The sequence below is a fragment of the Leifsonia sp. KNZ13-11D genome, assembly GCF_056754895.1.
The window spans coordinates 486,699-500,666 of the sequence record NZ_JBPGWU010000001.1; the positions used below are offsets into that span (position 1 = coordinate 486,699).

Consider the following 13,968-nt stretch of genomic DNA (forward strand, 5'->3'; position numbering starts at 1 on the left):
CTGTCGGCAGGAGGACAAGCGTGCCTGCGATGATGGACGCATGGGCAGGACGGTTCGCGGGGCGCGGGTGCTGGTGACGGGTGCGGCCTCCGGCATGGGGCGGCTCTATGCGGAGCGCGCCGTGCTTGAAGGCGCCCGCGCCGTCGTGCTGTGGGACCGCGACGAGGCTGCGCTGATGGACCTCACGCACCGGCTGCGCCGAGAGGTGCTCGCCGGGCGCACCTCCGCGGCGTGGGGCGCGCCGCCGCGCTCGCCGAGCTCGGTGGGCGGCACGACGTCCACCAGCGTGCTGCCGTACGTCGTCGACCTGACCGAGCTCGGGGCGATCGCCCAGAGCGCGCAGGCCGTGCGCAAGGAGCTGGGCGGCATCGACGTGCTCATCAACAACGCCGGGATCGTGCGCGGCAAGTACTTCTGGGAGCACGACAACGGCGAGGACACGCGGCCCACGATGCAGGTGAACGCCCTCGCGCCGATGTACGTGACCCGCGAATTCCTGCCGGGGATGCAGCAGAGCCCCCGGGAGGCGCGGATCGTCAACATCGCCTCCGCCGCCGGCACCCTGTCCAACCCCCGCATGAGCGTCTACGCGGCCAGCAAGTGGGCGGTCATCGGCTGGAGCGACAGCCTCCGCCTCGAACTCGTGCAGCAGGGCTACGAGCACGTCAAGGTGACGACTGTCGCACCCGGCTACGTCGACACGGGCATGTTCGCGGGCGCGCGCGGGCCGCTGCTCACGCCGCTGATGACCCCGGAGTACGTGGTCGACCGTGTGTGGCGCGCGATGCTGGCCGGGCGTCCCATGCTGATGCTGCCGTGGACGGTCGGGCTGGCGAAGACGCTGCGCGGCATCCTGCCGACACGGGCGTGGGATGTGGTGGCCGGCCGGGTCTTCGGCGTCTACGACTCGATGGAGGACTTCACCGGGCGGCAATAGCGCGCCGGTACTCCCGTTTCTGAGAGAACTCACATAAAGTGCTCCCAACGAGCGATCGAAGGAGCACAACGTGAGCGATCCGTCGTGGACCCAGGTGGTCAAGACCGTCGAACCGGAGCAGCCGGAGCTGAAACGGGCCCTCGGGCCCGGGCTGCTCCTGCTCTTCATCGTCGGCGACATCCTCGGCACGGGCGTCTACGCGCTCACCGGTCAGGTCGCGGCCGAGGTGGGAGGCGCGGCCTGGCTGCCGTTCCTGCTCGCGTTCGGTGTCGCCACGGTGACCGCGTTCTCGTACCTGGAGCTGGTGACCAAGTACCCGCAGGCGGCGGGCGCCGCGCTCTACACGCACAAGGCGTTCGGCATCCACTTCCTCACGTTCATCGTCTGCTTCGTCGTCATGACGTCGGGCATCACGTCGGCCTCGACGGCGTCCCGCGCCTTCGCCGTCAACCTCACGGTCGCGTTCGGTCTCCCGGACGACAACCTGACCACCCTGCTCATCGCCCTGGGGTTCATCGTGCTGATCATGCTGGTGAACCTGCGCGGTGTGAGCGAGAGCGTCTGGCTGAACGTCGTGCTGACGCTCGTCGAGCTGTCCGGCCTGCTGCTGGTGATCTTCATCGGGCTGTGGGCGATCGCCGGAGGCAACGCCGACTGGTCGCGCGTCGTCGCGTTCGAGACGCCCCAGGACAAGGGCGTGCTCCTCGCCGTCAGCACCGCGACCTCGCTGGCGTTCTTCGCGATGGTCGGATTCGAGGACTCCGTCAACATGGCGGAGGAGACGAAGGATCCGAGCCGGATCTTCCCGAAGATGATGCTCAGCGGACTCGGCATCGCCGCGGTCATCTACGTGCTGGTGTCCATCACCGTCGTGGCGCTCGTGCCCATCGGGGAGCTGGCCGGCAGCGAGACCCCGCTCGTCGCGGCGGTGGAGGCGGCCGCTCCCGGGTTCCCGATCAACGACCTGCTGCCGTTCATCTCGATGTTCGCCGTGGCCAACACCGCGCTGATCAACATGATGATGGCGAGCCGCCTGCTGTACGGCATGAGCAGGCAGAACGTCCTCCCGCCGTTCCTCGCCAAGGTGTCACCGAAGCGGCGCACGCCGTGGACCGCCGTTCTGTTCACCTCGGCGCTCGCCGTGGCCCTCATCGGCTACGTGTCGCTCGACCCCAAGGGCTCGATCGTGGCGCTGCTCGGAGGGACTACGTCGCTGCTGCTGCTGGCGGTGTTCGCGATCGTGAACGTCACCGTGCTGGTGCTGCGGAAGCAGCCGGTCGATCACAAGCACTTCCGCTCGCCGAGCGTCCTCCCGGTGATCGGGGCCATCACCTGCCTCTACCTGGTGCTGCCGTGGACCTCCGGCCGTCCGGCCGGTCAGTACACGATCGCCCTCGGGCTCCTGGCGATCGGGGTGCTGCTCTGGGTCGTCGAGCGGATCTACGCCGCGGTCGCGCGCAGGCGCACGCCGAACTCCCGGACGTAGGTCAGCGGCCGGGGCCGGGGTCGCCGCGCTCGACGATGGCGGCAGGGTCGAGGTCGTCCTCGGGAGGCACGGGCACGTCGCCGACGTCGTCCGGACCGCCCGTGCCCGGACGGACGCTCGCTCCGTTCGATTCCGCCTGCTTGACCTCGGTCTCGCGTTCGCTGGCCGGACTGTGGGAGCGGTCCTTCGCGGTCTGGTCGGTGTCGCTCTGGTGCTCGTCGAGCCTCTGGTGCTCGTCGAGCCTCTGGTGATCGTCGAGCCTCTGGTGCTCGTCGGGCGCATCCGGTGTGGCGTTCATTGCGCGGACGGTACGCGCAGATGGCTCGCGGCTTAAGCCCCTGACCGGCGACGGCGACGGGTGTTGCGTGGAGGACACACGAACGGAGGTCATGGATGTCTTTCCCTGAGCAACAGCAGCAGCCGCCCGGCGAGACCGAGGCGATGGAGCCGCGCCCCGACCACGGCGAGGAGAGCTACCGCGGCAGCGGCAAGCTGACCGGCAAGATCGCGCTCATCACCGGCGCGGACAGCGGCATCGGCAAGGCCGTCGCGATCGCCTACGCCCGCGAGGGCGCCGATGTTGCGATCTCCTATCTGGAGGAGGATGAGGACGCCGAGGACACGGCGAAGTGGGTGCGGGAGGCAGGCCGGAAGGCGCTGCTCCTGCGCGGCGACGTGTCTGATCCCCAGCACTGCCGCGACATCGTCCGGAGGACCGTGGAGGAGCTCGGCGGCATCGACGTTCTCGTCAGCAACGCCGCCTACCAGATGACCCACGAGTCGCTGGAGGAGATCCCCGATGAGGAGTGGGACCACACGATCGCGACGAACCTCTCCGCGTTCTTCCACCTCGCCAAGGCGTCGGTGCCCCACATGAAGCCAGGAGCGAGCATCATCGGGTCGTCGTCCGTGAACTCGGACATGCCGTCGCCCACTCTGCTCCCGTACGCGGCCACCAAGGCGGCCATCGCCAACATGACGGCGTCGCTCGCGCAGTTGCTCGGCGGGAAGGGCATCCGCGCCAACAGCGTGGCCCCGGGCCCGATCTGGACGCCGCTCATCCCGTCGACCATGCCGGAGGAGAAGGTGAGCCGGTTCGGGAGCGACACTCCGCTGGGACGCGCCGGGCAGCCGGCCGAGCTGGCGCCGGTCTACGTGCTGCTGGCCAGCGACGACGGTTCGTACATCTCGGGCGCACGTATCGCGGTCACCGGCGGCCGGCCCATCCTCTAGCCGGTCCCATCCGCGGTTCCACACACGGAGCGGCGCCCGGTGCGTGATGCACCGGGCGCCGCCCTCTGTCGTGGGGGAGCGGTCAGACCGTCTCGCCGCGGTCCACCTCGCCCCGCCAGGCGCCGGTCTCGGTGCCCTGCGACTCGATGAACTTCTTGAAGTTCTCGAGGTCCTTCTTGACGGCATGGTCGTCGAGGCCGAAAACCGAACCGATCTTCTCCAGGGCGTCCGAGGGCGCCCACTCGAGCTGGACCGTCACCTTGGTCTCGGTGTCCGAGAGGCGGTGGAACGTGACGACGCCGGCGTGCTCGGTGTCGCCGGCCACGGACTTCCACGCGACGCGCTCGTCCGGGAGCTGCTCGGTGATGACGGTGTCGAACTGGCGCTCGGCCCCGCCGATCTTGACCCGCCAGTGGTTGGTCGTGTCGTCGACCTGAGTGATCTCCTCCACCTCGTCGAGGAAGTGGGGGAAGGACTCGAACTGCGTCCACTGGTTGTAGGCGGTGGTCACGGGCACGTTCACGTCGATGGACTGGGTCACTGCAGCCATATCGGCTCCTTTCGTCGTCTTTTCGTCTCTTCCTCCGCGACGGTAGGCCCGGACCTGGATGGATCCAGGGCCTGGATTTCACAGGGAGTTCGTGCGACGGGAAGCGCCTACACCGACTGCGGCGGACCGACCGGCCAGCGCAGCAGGGCGGCAGCCGGAGCGTCGCCCGGGAGCTCGCCCGGCGACACGACGATCACCCGCGCGTCGGTGAGCAGGGCGGCCCGCGCAACCGCGACCGAGGCCGGGACGATGCCGAGCTCTCCTGCTCCGTAGTCCTCCTCGGGCGCCGTGGCGATCCACGGCTGCGCGTCCAGTGCGATCGCCCGCCGGTCGGCATCGTGGGTGCGCTCCGCCTCGCGAGGCACCGTCACCAGCACGGTGTCGGCCTGGCCCTGCTCGAGTGCGGCGACGACCTCGCCGATCCCGAGCGCTTCGTTGCGTCCCTCGCCCTCCGAGCGGGTGAAGATCCGCTGCAGAGCCGCCTTCTCCTCTTCGGCCGCCACCTGTGCCACCGCCTCCTCGAAGAGACGGAACAGCTCGTCCTGCGCGTCCCCGGCGGTCGCCTCCAGCTGCTCGGTGAAGAGCACGGCCTTCGCCGCCTCGGGGAGCTCCTGGGTCAGCAGTTCGATCGCGCGCGGGTCGCCCGCGACCATGATCAGCCGCGGGTGGAACCGCTCCACGAGCTCGCCGACCCGCTCGGCGACCTTCGCCTCGTTGTGCTTCCACGTGTCCTCGACGTAGTGCTGGTACTTCAGCTGCGCCCAGCCGCCCGAGGGCGTCTTGTGCACGATGCCGTCCGGGTCGCCCTCGACGCGGTCGCCGGGGTCCATCCGCTGCGCGAGCTCTCCGGCGTCGGGTGGCTCGTCGGGGTTGTGTTCGAGATCCGGATGCCGGTGCCAGATCGTCGCCCCGTCGCGGGCGGCCTCCACCAGCAGCGCATGGAAGTCGAAGGCGTCCCGTGCGACCAGCGGCAGCGGGTCGATGACCGGGGCGTGCCACGCCCAGCCATCGCGCGGTACGGCGCCCAGGACCACCTCGTCGACCTCCACCCGGCCCTCGCGCACCGCGAGGAACCGGGCACTCGGGCTGGGGGTGTCATGCGGGGCGGTGAGAGCGGCCTCCACCGCGTCCCGGTCGTCCTGCGGGGCGCCCTGCTGCTCCAGTGACTCCAACAGCGAGCGGTGACGCAGGTCGACCGTGCGCTTGGGGTCGGGGAGGTCGCGGGAGATGTCCGCGAGGACCGTCGTCCACGGTCCCGGCTGCGCCAGCAGACCGCCCAGGATGTCGCGCGCGCTCATCGGTCGTCCCCCTCGTTGCGGTCGTCCCCCTCGGCTGCCGGCGTCTCCGTACTGTACGCGAGGGTGTCCGGTCCCGTGTCTCCGCTGTCCCCCGCACCATCGGTGCCGACCACGCCGGCGCCGGCCGGACGTTCGCCGCCGTCGATCCCCGAGGCCGTCACCACCTCGGCGTCGTCGGTGTCGTCGGGCATCGGCTCGGTCTGCCGCCACTCCTCGACGTGACTGGGGCCGTGCCCCTGCACGAACGGCTGCGCCTCATGCGCCAGCTGCTCGTCCTGGATGGGCCCGTGCTTGGTGTTCCCGCGTTCGGCCATGAACTTCTCCTTCCGCGTCGCGGTCGTTTTCGGCCGCGGACGGCACCGAAACAACCACCCGCCTTCGGGCGCCGCAAGGTCTTGCCAGCGCCGGAGATGAGGGTAGGCGTGGAGGCACAGACCGCAGACGGAAGGAGCGGACCATGGCCGACAGGCCCATCCAGATCGACGTGCAGAAGTACCTGAGCGGCGTGGACTACCCCGCGGGCAAGGCCGACCTGGTCGGCAAAGCCCAGGCGCAGGGAGCCCCGAAGGAGGTCATCGACGCCCTCGAGGGCCTGCCCGACCGCCGGTTCGAGAGCCCGATGCAGGTGACGGAGGGGATCAGCGGGAGCTGAGAGGTCAGCGCGGTGCCGACCGCCACGGATGGATCGTTCTTCCGCGTCGTTCTGCGACTAGTGTCGGGTCGATGTCTCCACGCCGATTCGTGCGCTTCCGCTCGCCCACCCCGAACGCCCGCGGCGTTCATGTCGGGGTATTCGCGCTTGCGAACGGCCTCGCTCGCGCCGGGGTGCTGACCGACGCGGAGTACGTGCGGTGGAGGCGCAGCAACGACTGGTTCGAGGCGGCGTATTCCGAACCGTCCCTGGCGGATCATCGCGTCTACGATCGGGAGGTCCACCCGGGAGCGGTCGCATGGTTCAAGCCCTCCGCCACGGAGCTGATCGCGCGGACGACGATGTACACGCAGCTGCTGGACGCGCACGACGTGGCGTGGGAGCGCGTCGAGAGCGCTCGACCCGGTCGGGTGGTCTACGAGGACGCGGTCCAGGTGATTGTCGTACCGCGATAGGTCAGAACGTCGCGCCGGGCACGCCGGAGATGACGAGGGCGGCGCCGCCGATCCAGACGCCGACCGCGAGCAGGATGCCGACGATCGGCACCCAGAAGCTGATCCGGCGCAGTACGAGCAGGACGACCGCGGCGATGACCGCCACGACGGTCACCGCCCCCGGTCCGATCAGGGCCACGAAGAATCCGATGCCCATCCGGCCGGTGTCGCACTCGGTCGACCCGCCGCAGGGGTCGCTCGCGAACACCAGGAAGAACGCCGCGAACGTCAGGATGCCGGCCAGGACCACGCCGACGACCATCAGGACGATCGACGTGACGAGGTCCCAGACGATCACCGGGCGCCGCACCGCGGGCGCGGGCGTGGGCGGAAGGGTGCTCACGAGCGCGCTGCTCCGTCAGCCGAAGATCATGGGGCGGTCGTCGTCGTCCTCGGCCGCGGGAGGCGTCGCGAGCTCGACCAGCACGGGCACGTGGTCGCTCGGCGCGGTGCCCTTGCGCTCGTTGCGGTGGATGCTCGCACCGACCACGCGGTCGGCGAACGCGCGCGACGCGAGGATGAAGTCGATACGGAGGCCCTCGTTGCGTGGGAAGCGCAGTTGCTTGTAATCCCAGTAGGTGTAGCCGTCCGGGACGATCGGGCGCACCACATCCGTCAGCCCGGCCTTCTCGAACGCCGCGAAGGCGGTGCGCTCGGGCGGCGAGATGTGGGTGGACAGGCCGGGCACCAGGCTCGGATCGCCCACGTCCGAGTCGAGGGGGGCGACGTTCCAGTCGCCCATGAGGGCCAGCTGGAGATCAGGGTCGTCGGCGAGCCAGCGCTGCGTGTCGGCCGCGAGGGCGGCCAGCCAGTCGAGCTTGTAGACGTAGTGCGGGTCGGCGAGGGAGCGGCCGTTGGGGACGTACAGGCTCCACAGCCGCAGGCCGTCGACGGTCGCGCCGATCGCGCGCGCCTCCTTGGGAAGGTCGGGGCCGTCGTGGTCCTTGAGGAACCCCGGCATGTCGGGGAAGCCGATCGTCACGTCCTCGATCGGGAGGCGGCTCGCGATGGCGACGCCGTTCCATTGGTTGAGACCGTGCAGCACGACCTCGTAGCCCGCCGCCTCGAATTCGGCGTAGGGGAACTGCTCCGGCTTGCACTTGATCTCCTGCATGGCGAGCACATCCACGTCTTCGCGGACCATCCAGTCGACGACCCGGACGACGCGGGTGCGGATCGAGTTCACATTCCAGGTGGCGACGCGCATGCCCCGATCGTATCGGCCCCCGCCGACGTCGCCGGAGCCGCGAGGAGCGACTGTGGACGGCGGCGGCCCTGTGCACAACTCCCGGTCGCACGCCACTTCCCCTCTAGAATCGGGGATGTGACCGACGCACGACAGCAGCTCATCGACTACATCGCCGCCGAGGCCGTCTTCCACGGCGACTTCACCCTCACCAGCGGCAAGAAGGCGAGCTACTACGTCGACCTCCGCAAGGTGAGCCTCGACCACCGCGTCGCGCCGCTGATCGGGCAGGTCATGATCGACCTCATCCGCGATGTCCCCGACGTGATCGCCGTCGGTGGGATGACGATGGGCGCCGACCCGGTCGCCGCCGCCATCCTGCACCAGGGCGCCGCCCAGGGCCTGGCGTACGACGCCTTCGTCGTGCGCAAGGAGCCGAAGGACCACGGCCGCGGCAAGCAGGTGGAGGGCCCCGATCTGCAGGGCAAGCGCGTCATCGTGCTCGAGGACACCTCGACAACCGGGGGCTCGCCGCTCAAAGCGATCGAGGCACTCACCAAGGTCGGCGCCGAGATCGCGGCGGTCGCCGTCGTCGTGGACCGCGACACGGGCGCCCGCGAGGTCATCGAGGGCGCCGGCTACCCGTACTTCGCCGCCATCGGCCTGAAGGACCTGGGGCTGGCGTAGTGTCCGACGAACGCGGGAGGGGCGCGGGGGACGACGCCCACCTCGACGACGAGCGCCCGGATCGACACGACGAGGCCGCCGCGGAGCCCGAGTTCGGGAGTTCCGAGTGGCTGCTCCAGCAGCTGACCGGCGCTCGGCACATCGACAGGCCCGCGGATGCGGACCCGGCAGAGTCCGGCGAGGACGAGCCCGAGGTCGTGCGGGAACGACACTCCGTCGACTCGGCGGCAAGGCCGGAGTCCACCGATGACGGTGCCTCGCCTGCTGCACCGGGACGCTTCGACGACCTCCTGGGATCGAAGGACCGGTCCCCTGCCGCTGCCGCCGACGAGGAGCCCGTCTCCGAGTTCCCGGTCGCCTTCTCGTGGAACCTGAAGCCCGGCGAGGGACACGACCCGCTCGTGGGAGAGCCGGTAACGGAGTCCGCCCCGGCCGCCGAGCCCGTGCCCGCCCCGTCCACGTCCGCCCCGTCCACGCCCGCCCCGTCCACGCCCGCCCCGTCGACCAGCTGGGCGCCGGGCATCCCCGCCGACGACGAGGACGACGTCGAGGACGCCGACCGGGAGGATGTGGACGGCGAGCCCGCGGACCAGGGGTCCGACGCATCCACCCTGACCGCGGAGACGCCCGTCGCCGCCGGATCCTGGATCATCGAGACGCCCGCACCCCCGGTGGCCGCGATGCCCGAGCCCACGCGCACCATCTTCGACCCGCCCGCCCCGGCTCCGGACTCGGATGGCACGTCCGAGAGCCACGGGCTGGCCGCCCTGCTCGGGTTCGGCGCGCCGGAGGCGGACGCCCCCTCAGGCCGGTCGATCATCGGGGACACCACCAGCGTCATCCCGATCCTTCCCGCGGACCTGAGCCGGCCGCCGGCGAGCGACCCCGTGCAAGAATCGCCGGTCGAGCCGGACGGCTCCGCCGCCGACGCGCCCACCCAGCAGCTCGACGCCGCAGCGATGGCCGCCCTGCTGCGCCACGACGAGCGGGACGCCGTCCTCCCGTCGGAGCCCGCGATCCCCGCCGCGGAGGCCGAGCTCGCGATGGGCGGCGTGCCGTCCCCCGCCACGAGCCCGATCGACGCCGCGAGCATCGCCGCCGCGTCCGAGCCCGAGCCGTTCGCACCCCGCACCGATGCGGTCGAGATCGCCGAGCGGGCGGATGCCGTCGACGACGAGCCGACGCCGACGGACGGCATCGCAGCGCTGTTCGGCGACGTCGCCGCCCCGGTGGAGGACGTCCCCACCCCGGTGGAGGACGTCCCCACTCCCGGCGAGATCGACGAGCCCGCCGCAGAGCGGGAGCGGGAGCGGGAGCCCGGGCCGGACGCGGAACCGGAGCCCGAACCCGCCGCCGACCTCGAAGGCCCGCAGCTCACCGCGACCATGCCCTTCTCGCGCATCCCCGACGATGCCGACGAGCGGCCGGACGACCGGGCGGACATTGTGTCCCCGCCGACCTTCACCCCCCTGGCGACGCAGCCGATCGCCGCCGCGAGCGCGACACCGCTTGCGGCCGGGGCGCCGGTGGCCCCCGTCACCGAACCGCACGAGCCGGCCGAACCCGGTGCGCCGGCCGGCCCCTCGTCGACGTCGGGCCCGGCTGCGCCGTCAGGCCCGGCCACGCCGTCGGGCCCGACCGCACCGTCCGGCCCCGGCGGCCCCGGCGGCCCCGGAATCTGGGGCTCGCGCAGCAACCGCATCCTGCTTCTCGCGCTCGCCGGTCTCGCCGTCGTGCTGGTGCTGGTCGGGCTCTTCGCGCTGGGCACCCGCATCCCGTCACTCGTCGGGGCGCCCGCGCCCGCCGCGCAGCCCAGCGGCTCGGCCACGCCGTCCGCCCCCTCGCCGACGCCGACCCCGACTCCGACGCCGGTCCCCACCGTCACGCCGAAGCCCGCTGCCGCGGTCGGCCCCGGCACGCACCCGTGGGATGCGCTGGGCGGCGGGGAATGCATCCAGCCGTTCACCTCCGTGTGGGCCGAAGAGTTCACCGTCGTCGACTGCACGACCCCGCACAGCGCGCAGCTCCTCTATACCAACGTGCTCTCCGCCGACCCGGCAGCGCCGTACCCGGGCGCGGATGCGCTGGCCCAGCAGATCCCCGGCCTGTGCACCGCCTCCGGAGTCGTCGACCTCGGTGCGGCCGGCGCCTACCCGGACCTCCAGGTCACCGGCTCCTTCCCGGCCACCGAGGCGCAGTGGAAGAGCGGCCAGCGTTCCTACTACTGCTTCGCCAACCGGTCGAGCGGCCAGCCGCTCACGTCGTCCGTCGCCGGTCCCGGCCCGTCCGCCTGACCGGCCCCGAGACCTCGACCCCGATGCCCGGGAGCGAGCGTCAGAGCTCGGTCTCGACCGGCTCCCGGACGACCAGCTCGTCGACGCCGCTGAGAACCTCGTCCGGGCGGAACGGGTAGCGCTCGATCTCGCTGCGGTCGCTGATCCCCGTGAGCACCAGGATGGTGTGCAGGCCCGCCTCGATGCCCGCGACGACGTCGGTGTCCATCCGGTCGCCGATCATCGCGGTGTTCTCGGAGTGCGCGCCGATGCGGTTCATCGCCGACCGGAACATCATCGGGTTCGGCTTGCCGACCACATACGGGTCGCGGCCGGTGGCCTTCGTGATCATCGCGGTCACCGCGCCGGTCGCCGGCAGCGGTCCCTCGGCGCTCGGGCCGGTGGCGTCCGGGTTGGTGGAGATGAACCGGGCGCCCTTGCCGATCAACCGGATCGCCTTGGTGATGGCGTCGAAGGAGTAGCTGCGGGTCTCGCCGACGACCACGTAGTCGGGGTTGGTGTCGGTCATGATGAACCCGGCCTCGTGCAGTGCCGTGGTGAGGCCGGCCTCGCCGATCACGTACGCGGTGCCGCCGGGCATCTGCGACTTGAGGAAGTCCGCGGTCGCCAGTGCGGAGGTCCAGATCGAGTCCTCGGGCACGTCGAGTCCCGAGGTCCGCAGCCGCGCCGCGAGGTCGCGCGGCGTGAAGATGGAGTTGTTGGTCAGCACCAGGAACGGCGTGCCCTGATCGCGCCACTGCTGGATGAGGTCAGACGCGCCGGGCAGGGCCTGGTTCTCGTGGACGAGCACACCGTCCATGTCGGTGAGCCAGCACTCGATCTCGTCGCGACGCGTCACGCGGACTCCTTCCACGGGGATTCGATGCGTCCAGCTTACGGGCCGGGACCGCGCAGCGGTGAGGCACGGAGCCCGGCTGTGGATACGCTTGTGCGGTGGACGACACGCCCAACCCGACGCACGAGCTGACGACCTACGGCGTCGGGCCGTGGCCGGGCGAGTGGCCCGACGACCCGCGGTACGACCCGGAGCTGCTGCGGCACGGGGACACGCGCAACGTGATCGACCGCTACCGCTACTGGACCATGGAGGCGATCGTCGCCGACCTCGACGAGCGCCGCCACCCCTTCCACGTGGCGATCGAGAACTGGCAGCACGACATGAACATCGGCTCGATCGTCCGCAGCGCCAACGCGTTCGCCGCCGACACCGTCCACATCATCGGCCGTCGCCGCTGGAACAAGCGCGGCGCGATGGTCACCGACCGCTACCAGCACGTCGTGCACCACGAGGATGTCGCGTCCTTCGTCGTGTGGGCCCGCGGTTCGGGACTGCCCGTGATCGCGATCGACAACGTCCCGGGCTCGGTCGGCATCGAGACGTTCGCGCTGCCGCGGGAGTGCGTCCTGCTCTTCGGTCAGGAGGGCCCGGGGCTCTCCGAGGCGGCGCTGGACGCGGCGGACGCTGTGGTCGAGATCGCCCAGTTCGGCTCCACCCGCTCGATCAACGCCTCCGCGGCGGCGGCGATCGCGATGCACACCTGGATCACGCAGCACGTGCCCTTCGCCTGAGGCCAGGGGTCAGCGGTTGATGCGCCGCCAGACGAGCTTCAGCCCCGACCAGTCGGTGTCGATCGCGGCGACCTTCACATCCACCAGCCCGCGCTCCAGCGCCGCATCCCGGATCACGTTCTCGTTCAGGTCGCTGACGTGCCCGGCGGCCTTGCGCGGCCAGGCCGCCCAGATCATCCCGTCGGGCCGGATGCGCTCGCCGAGCGCGTCGAGCTCGGACAGGAACTCCGCCGCCGTGCGGTAGAACGCCAGCACGAGTCCCGCCGGACCGTCGTCGGCCCACTCGACCGACGCCGGGTCGTCGAGAGGGATGCGCCACCCCGCGCCCGCGTGGAGCACGGACACCCGCATGCCGGGTTTCACTCCGAGCTTCTTCCACAGCGGAGTCCCGGAGTACCCGGCGGGTGTGCTCACCGGCGCCAGCCGGCGTCGTCGGCGATACGCCGGACGGCCTCCGCGTCGAGGTCGTAGACGGTCTCGCCGTCGTCCTTCGCCGGGGCGGCGATGAGGTGCGCCCGCATCGGGCCGTCGACCGGCAGCTGGATCCAGGCGAAGCCGGCGCCGCGCACGGCCCGTTCCCGGGGCGGCGGCCAGAGCACGTCCGTCGTGTTGGCGACCGCCGGCGCCACGACCACGGGGATGCCCGTGCCGCCCGCTTCGGTGACGAGCCCGTGGTGGAAGTGCCCGGCGAGGATGAGCCGCACGTCGCCTCCCGCGCACATCTCCAGCAGCGGCTCGGGTTCGACCAGCCGGAGCGGCTCGAACAGCACGGTGGTCGGCGGGACGGGGGGATGGTGCAGCACGACGACCGTGCCGTTCTCGGCGTGCGTCGACAGCGTCTCGCGGAGCCGGTCGAGCTGCGCTTCGGTCACCTTCCCGTACCCGGCCCCCGGCACGGAGGTGTCGACGGTGACGATGCGGAACCCGCGCACCGAGACGTCGGTCTCGCGGTCGCCGAGCACCTCCTCGAACCCGTCGCGCAGGTCGTGGTTGCCCATCGCGTAGACGACGACCGCACCGCGTTCGCCGGCCCACGGGTCCAGTGTCGCCTTCAGCCGCCGGTACGACGCGGCGCTGCCGTCCTCGGACAGGTCGCCCGAGACGACCACCGCATCCACCTCGGTCAGCGACGCGGCGCGTGCCAGCACCCGGTCGAGGGCGCCCAGCGTGTCGACGATGCCGTACTGCAGCCGCCCGTCGCCGTACAGGTGCGTGTCGGAGAGGTGGAGGATGCGCAGCGTATCGGTCACGCCGCCACCCTAGCGCCGGCCACCGTCGTCGCCCGGGCGCCGCCCGTCACTCGGTGTCGACCGCCTGGATCAGCGCGTCCACCGCCGTCACGAGGTTGTGCAGCGCCTGCCGTTCGATGGAGTCCTCGGGCAGCTTCTGGATGTCGTAGCTCGCGGCGCTGGCCGCCTGTCGCGCCTGGGAAAGAGCCGCCTGGGCTTCGAGATCGGCCATGGTCGTCCTCCTGAAGGTCGAGTGCTGGTGGGCGCCACACTAGCGCCAGGCGACGGGCGCCCACCAGGGTCTCGCGGCCCGAGCCCGGCCCCGGCCGGTGCGCGGCGCGGGCCGTGCGGGT

At 71.2% G+C, this 13,968-nt stretch carries 18 protein-coding genes; 8 read left to right on the plus strand and 10 right to left on the minus strand.

The features are described 5' to 3' along the window. Positions 1-40: 40 nt before the first annotated feature. Both ACR9Y5_RS02475 and ACR9Y5_RS02480 read left to right on the plus strand, forming a co-directional pair. Entirely contained in the window at positions 41-937 is an 897-nt protein-coding gene (locus tag ACR9Y5_RS02475) for an SDR family NAD(P)-dependent oxidoreductase (RefSeq protein WP_481296471.1), read from the plus strand. A gap of 70 nt (positions 938-1,007) precedes the next feature. Continuing rightward, on the plus strand, positions 1,008-2,423 hold the full coding sequence (locus ACR9Y5_RS02480; protein WP_481296472.1) for an APC family permease: 1,416 nt from the start codon (positions 1,008-1,010) through the stop codon (positions 2,421-2,423). Between the two features lies 1 nt (position 2,424). Here the strand turns inward: ACR9Y5_RS02480 and ACR9Y5_RS02485 are convergent, their stop codons facing one another. Further along, positions 2,425-2,721 (minus strand): hypothetical protein, encoded by a 297-nt coding sequence (locus ACR9Y5_RS02485; RefSeq protein ID WP_481296473.1) that lies wholly within the window; start codon positions 2,719-2,721, stop codon positions 2,425-2,427. 95 nt (positions 2,722-2,816) lie between these two features. Between ACR9Y5_RS02485 and ACR9Y5_RS02490 the strand changes: the two genes are divergently transcribed. Next, positions 2,817-3,656 (plus strand): SDR family oxidoreductase, encoded by an 840-nt coding sequence (locus ACR9Y5_RS02490; protein WP_481296474.1) that lies wholly within the window; start codon positions 2,817-2,819, stop codon positions 3,654-3,656. Positions 3,657-3,738: 82 nt separating this feature from the next. Here ACR9Y5_RS02490 and ACR9Y5_RS02495 read toward each other — a convergent pair whose 3' ends face one another. From ACR9Y5_RS02495 to ACR9Y5_RS02505, 3 genes are all read right to left on the minus strand, one after another. Next, positions 3,739-4,206: an SRPBCC family protein gene (locus ACR9Y5_RS02495; RefSeq protein ID WP_481296475.1), complete on the minus strand. Its 468-nt coding sequence runs from the start codon at positions 4,204-4,206 to the stop codon at positions 3,739-3,741. A 107-nt stretch (positions 4,207-4,313) separates the two neighbouring features. Continuing rightward, positions 4,314-5,504, minus strand: a complete 1,191-nt coding sequence (locus ACR9Y5_RS02500; protein ID WP_481296476.1) for a baeRF2 domain-containing protein — start codon at positions 5,502-5,504, stop codon at positions 4,314-4,316. Next, positions 5,501-5,818, minus strand: coding sequence for a hypothetical protein (locus ACR9Y5_RS02505; RefSeq protein ID WP_481296477.1), 318 nt, complete (start codon positions 5,816-5,818; stop codon positions 5,501-5,503). The genes ACR9Y5_RS02500 and ACR9Y5_RS02505 overlap by 4 nt, the downstream gene beginning before the upstream one ends. A gap of 143 nt (positions 5,819-5,961) precedes the next feature. On the opposite strand from ACR9Y5_RS02505, the gene ACR9Y5_RS02510 reads away from it, so the two are divergent. Both ACR9Y5_RS02510 and ACR9Y5_RS02515 read left to right on the plus strand, forming a co-directional pair. Further along, positions 5,962-6,156, plus strand: a complete 195-nt coding sequence (locus tag ACR9Y5_RS02510) for a DUF2795 domain-containing protein (RefSeq protein ID WP_481296478.1) — start codon at positions 5,962-5,964, stop codon at positions 6,154-6,156. A 71-nt stretch (positions 6,157-6,227) separates the two neighbouring features. After that, entirely contained in the window at positions 6,228-6,611 is a 384-nt protein-coding gene (locus ACR9Y5_RS02515; RefSeq protein WP_481296479.1) for a hypothetical protein, read from the plus strand. Between the two features lies 1 nt (position 6,612). Here ACR9Y5_RS02515 and ACR9Y5_RS02520 read toward each other — a convergent pair whose 3' ends face one another. Next, positions 6,613-6,993 carry a hypothetical protein gene (locus ACR9Y5_RS02520; RefSeq protein ID WP_481296480.1) on the minus strand — a complete coding sequence of 127 codons (381 nt, stop codon included), beginning with the start codon at positions 6,991-6,993 and terminating at the stop codon, positions 6,613-6,615. A 15-nt stretch (positions 6,994-7,008) separates the two neighbouring features. After that, positions 7,009-7,857 (minus strand): exodeoxyribonuclease III, encoded by an 849-nt coding sequence (locus ACR9Y5_RS02525; RefSeq protein ID WP_481296481.1) that lies wholly within the window; start codon positions 7,855-7,857, stop codon positions 7,009-7,011. Positions 7,858-7,974: 117 nt separating this feature from the next. Here ACR9Y5_RS02525 and pyrE point away from each other — a divergent pair, with 117 nt between their 5' ends. Then, positions 7,975-8,523, plus strand: coding sequence for an orotate phosphoribosyltransferase (gene pyrE, locus ACR9Y5_RS02530; RefSeq protein ID WP_481296482.1), 549 nt, complete (start codon positions 7,975-7,977; stop codon positions 8,521-8,523). After that, positions 8,523-10,817, plus strand: a complete 2,295-nt coding sequence (locus ACR9Y5_RS02535) for a hypothetical protein (RefSeq protein WP_481296483.1) — start codon at positions 8,523-8,525, stop codon at positions 10,815-10,817. The genes pyrE and ACR9Y5_RS02535 overlap by 1 nt, the downstream gene beginning before the upstream one ends. A 40-nt stretch (positions 10,818-10,857) precedes the next feature. Here ACR9Y5_RS02535 and ACR9Y5_RS02540 read toward each other — a convergent pair whose 3' ends face one another. Next, the gene (locus tag ACR9Y5_RS02540; RefSeq protein ID WP_481296484.1) at positions 10,858-11,655 is read right to left on the minus strand and encodes an HAD-IIA family hydrolase; all 798 of its coding nucleotides are present in this window, start codon (positions 11,653-11,655) and stop codon (positions 10,858-10,860) included. A gap of 95 nt (positions 11,656-11,750) precedes the next feature. Here ACR9Y5_RS02540 and ACR9Y5_RS02545 point away from each other — a divergent pair, with 95 nt between their 5' ends. Then, a complete protein-coding gene (locus tag ACR9Y5_RS02545) occupies positions 11,751-12,386 on the plus strand; it encodes a TrmH family RNA methyltransferase (RefSeq protein WP_481296485.1) in 636 nt (211 codons plus the stop codon). A gap of 9 nt (positions 12,387-12,395) precedes the next feature. On the opposite strand, the gene ACR9Y5_RS02550 is transcribed toward ACR9Y5_RS02545, so the two are convergent. From ACR9Y5_RS02550 to ACR9Y5_RS02560, 3 genes are read right to left on the minus strand one after another with little or no spacing between them, the layout of a single operon-like run. After that, positions 12,396-12,800, minus strand: coding sequence for a DUF3052 family protein (locus ACR9Y5_RS02550; protein ID WP_481296486.1), 405 nt, complete (start codon positions 12,798-12,800; stop codon positions 12,396-12,398). Continuing rightward, the gene (locus ACR9Y5_RS02555; RefSeq protein WP_481296487.1) at positions 12,797-13,636 is read right to left on the minus strand and encodes a metallophosphoesterase; all 840 of its coding nucleotides are present in this window, start codon (positions 13,634-13,636) and stop codon (positions 12,797-12,799) included. The genes ACR9Y5_RS02550 and ACR9Y5_RS02555 overlap by 4 nt, the downstream gene beginning before the upstream one ends. Before the next feature lie 46 nt (positions 13,637-13,682). Further along, positions 13,683-13,847, minus strand: a complete 165-nt coding sequence (locus ACR9Y5_RS02560) for a hypothetical protein (protein WP_481296488.1) — start codon at positions 13,845-13,847, stop codon at positions 13,683-13,685. Positions 13,848-13,968: the final 121 nt, after the last annotated feature.

Coding starts and splice junctions, on each gene's coding strand:
- ACR9Y5_RS02475 (WP_481296471.1), top strand. CDS start 41: ATGGGCAGGACGGTTCGCGGGGCGCGGGTGCTGGTGACGGGTGCGGCC.
- ACR9Y5_RS02485 (WP_481296473.1), bottom strand. CDS start 2,721: ATGAACGCCACACCGGATGCGCCCGACGAGCACCAGAGGCTCGACGAT.
- ACR9Y5_RS02490 (WP_481296474.1), top strand. CDS start 2,817: ATGTCTTTCCCTGAGCAACAGCAGCAGCCGCCCGGCGAGACCGAGGCG.
- ACR9Y5_RS02495 (WP_481296475.1), bottom strand. CDS start 4,206: ATGGCTGCAGTGACCCAGTCCATCGACGTGAACGTGCCCGTGACCACC.
- ACR9Y5_RS02500 (WP_481296476.1), bottom strand. CDS start 5,504: ATGAGCGCGCGCGACATCCTGGGCGGTCTGCTGGCGCAGCCGGGACCG.
- ACR9Y5_RS02505 (WP_481296477.1), bottom strand. CDS start 5,818: ATGGCCGAACGCGGGAACACCAAGCACGGGCCCATCCAGGACGAGCAG.
- ACR9Y5_RS02510 (WP_481296478.1), top strand. CDS start 5,962: ATGGCCGACAGGCCCATCCAGATCGACGTGCAGAAGTACCTGAGCGGC.
- ACR9Y5_RS02515 (WP_481296479.1), top strand. CDS start 6,228: ATGTCTCCACGCCGATTCGTGCGCTTCCGCTCGCCCACCCCGAACGCC.
- ACR9Y5_RS02525 (WP_481296481.1), bottom strand. CDS start 7,857: ATGCGCGTCGCCACCTGGAATGTGAACTCGATCCGCACCCGCGTCGTC.
- ACR9Y5_RS02560 (WP_481296488.1), bottom strand. CDS start 13,847: ATGGCCGATCTCGAAGCCCAGGCGGCTCTTTCCCAGGCGCGACAGGCG.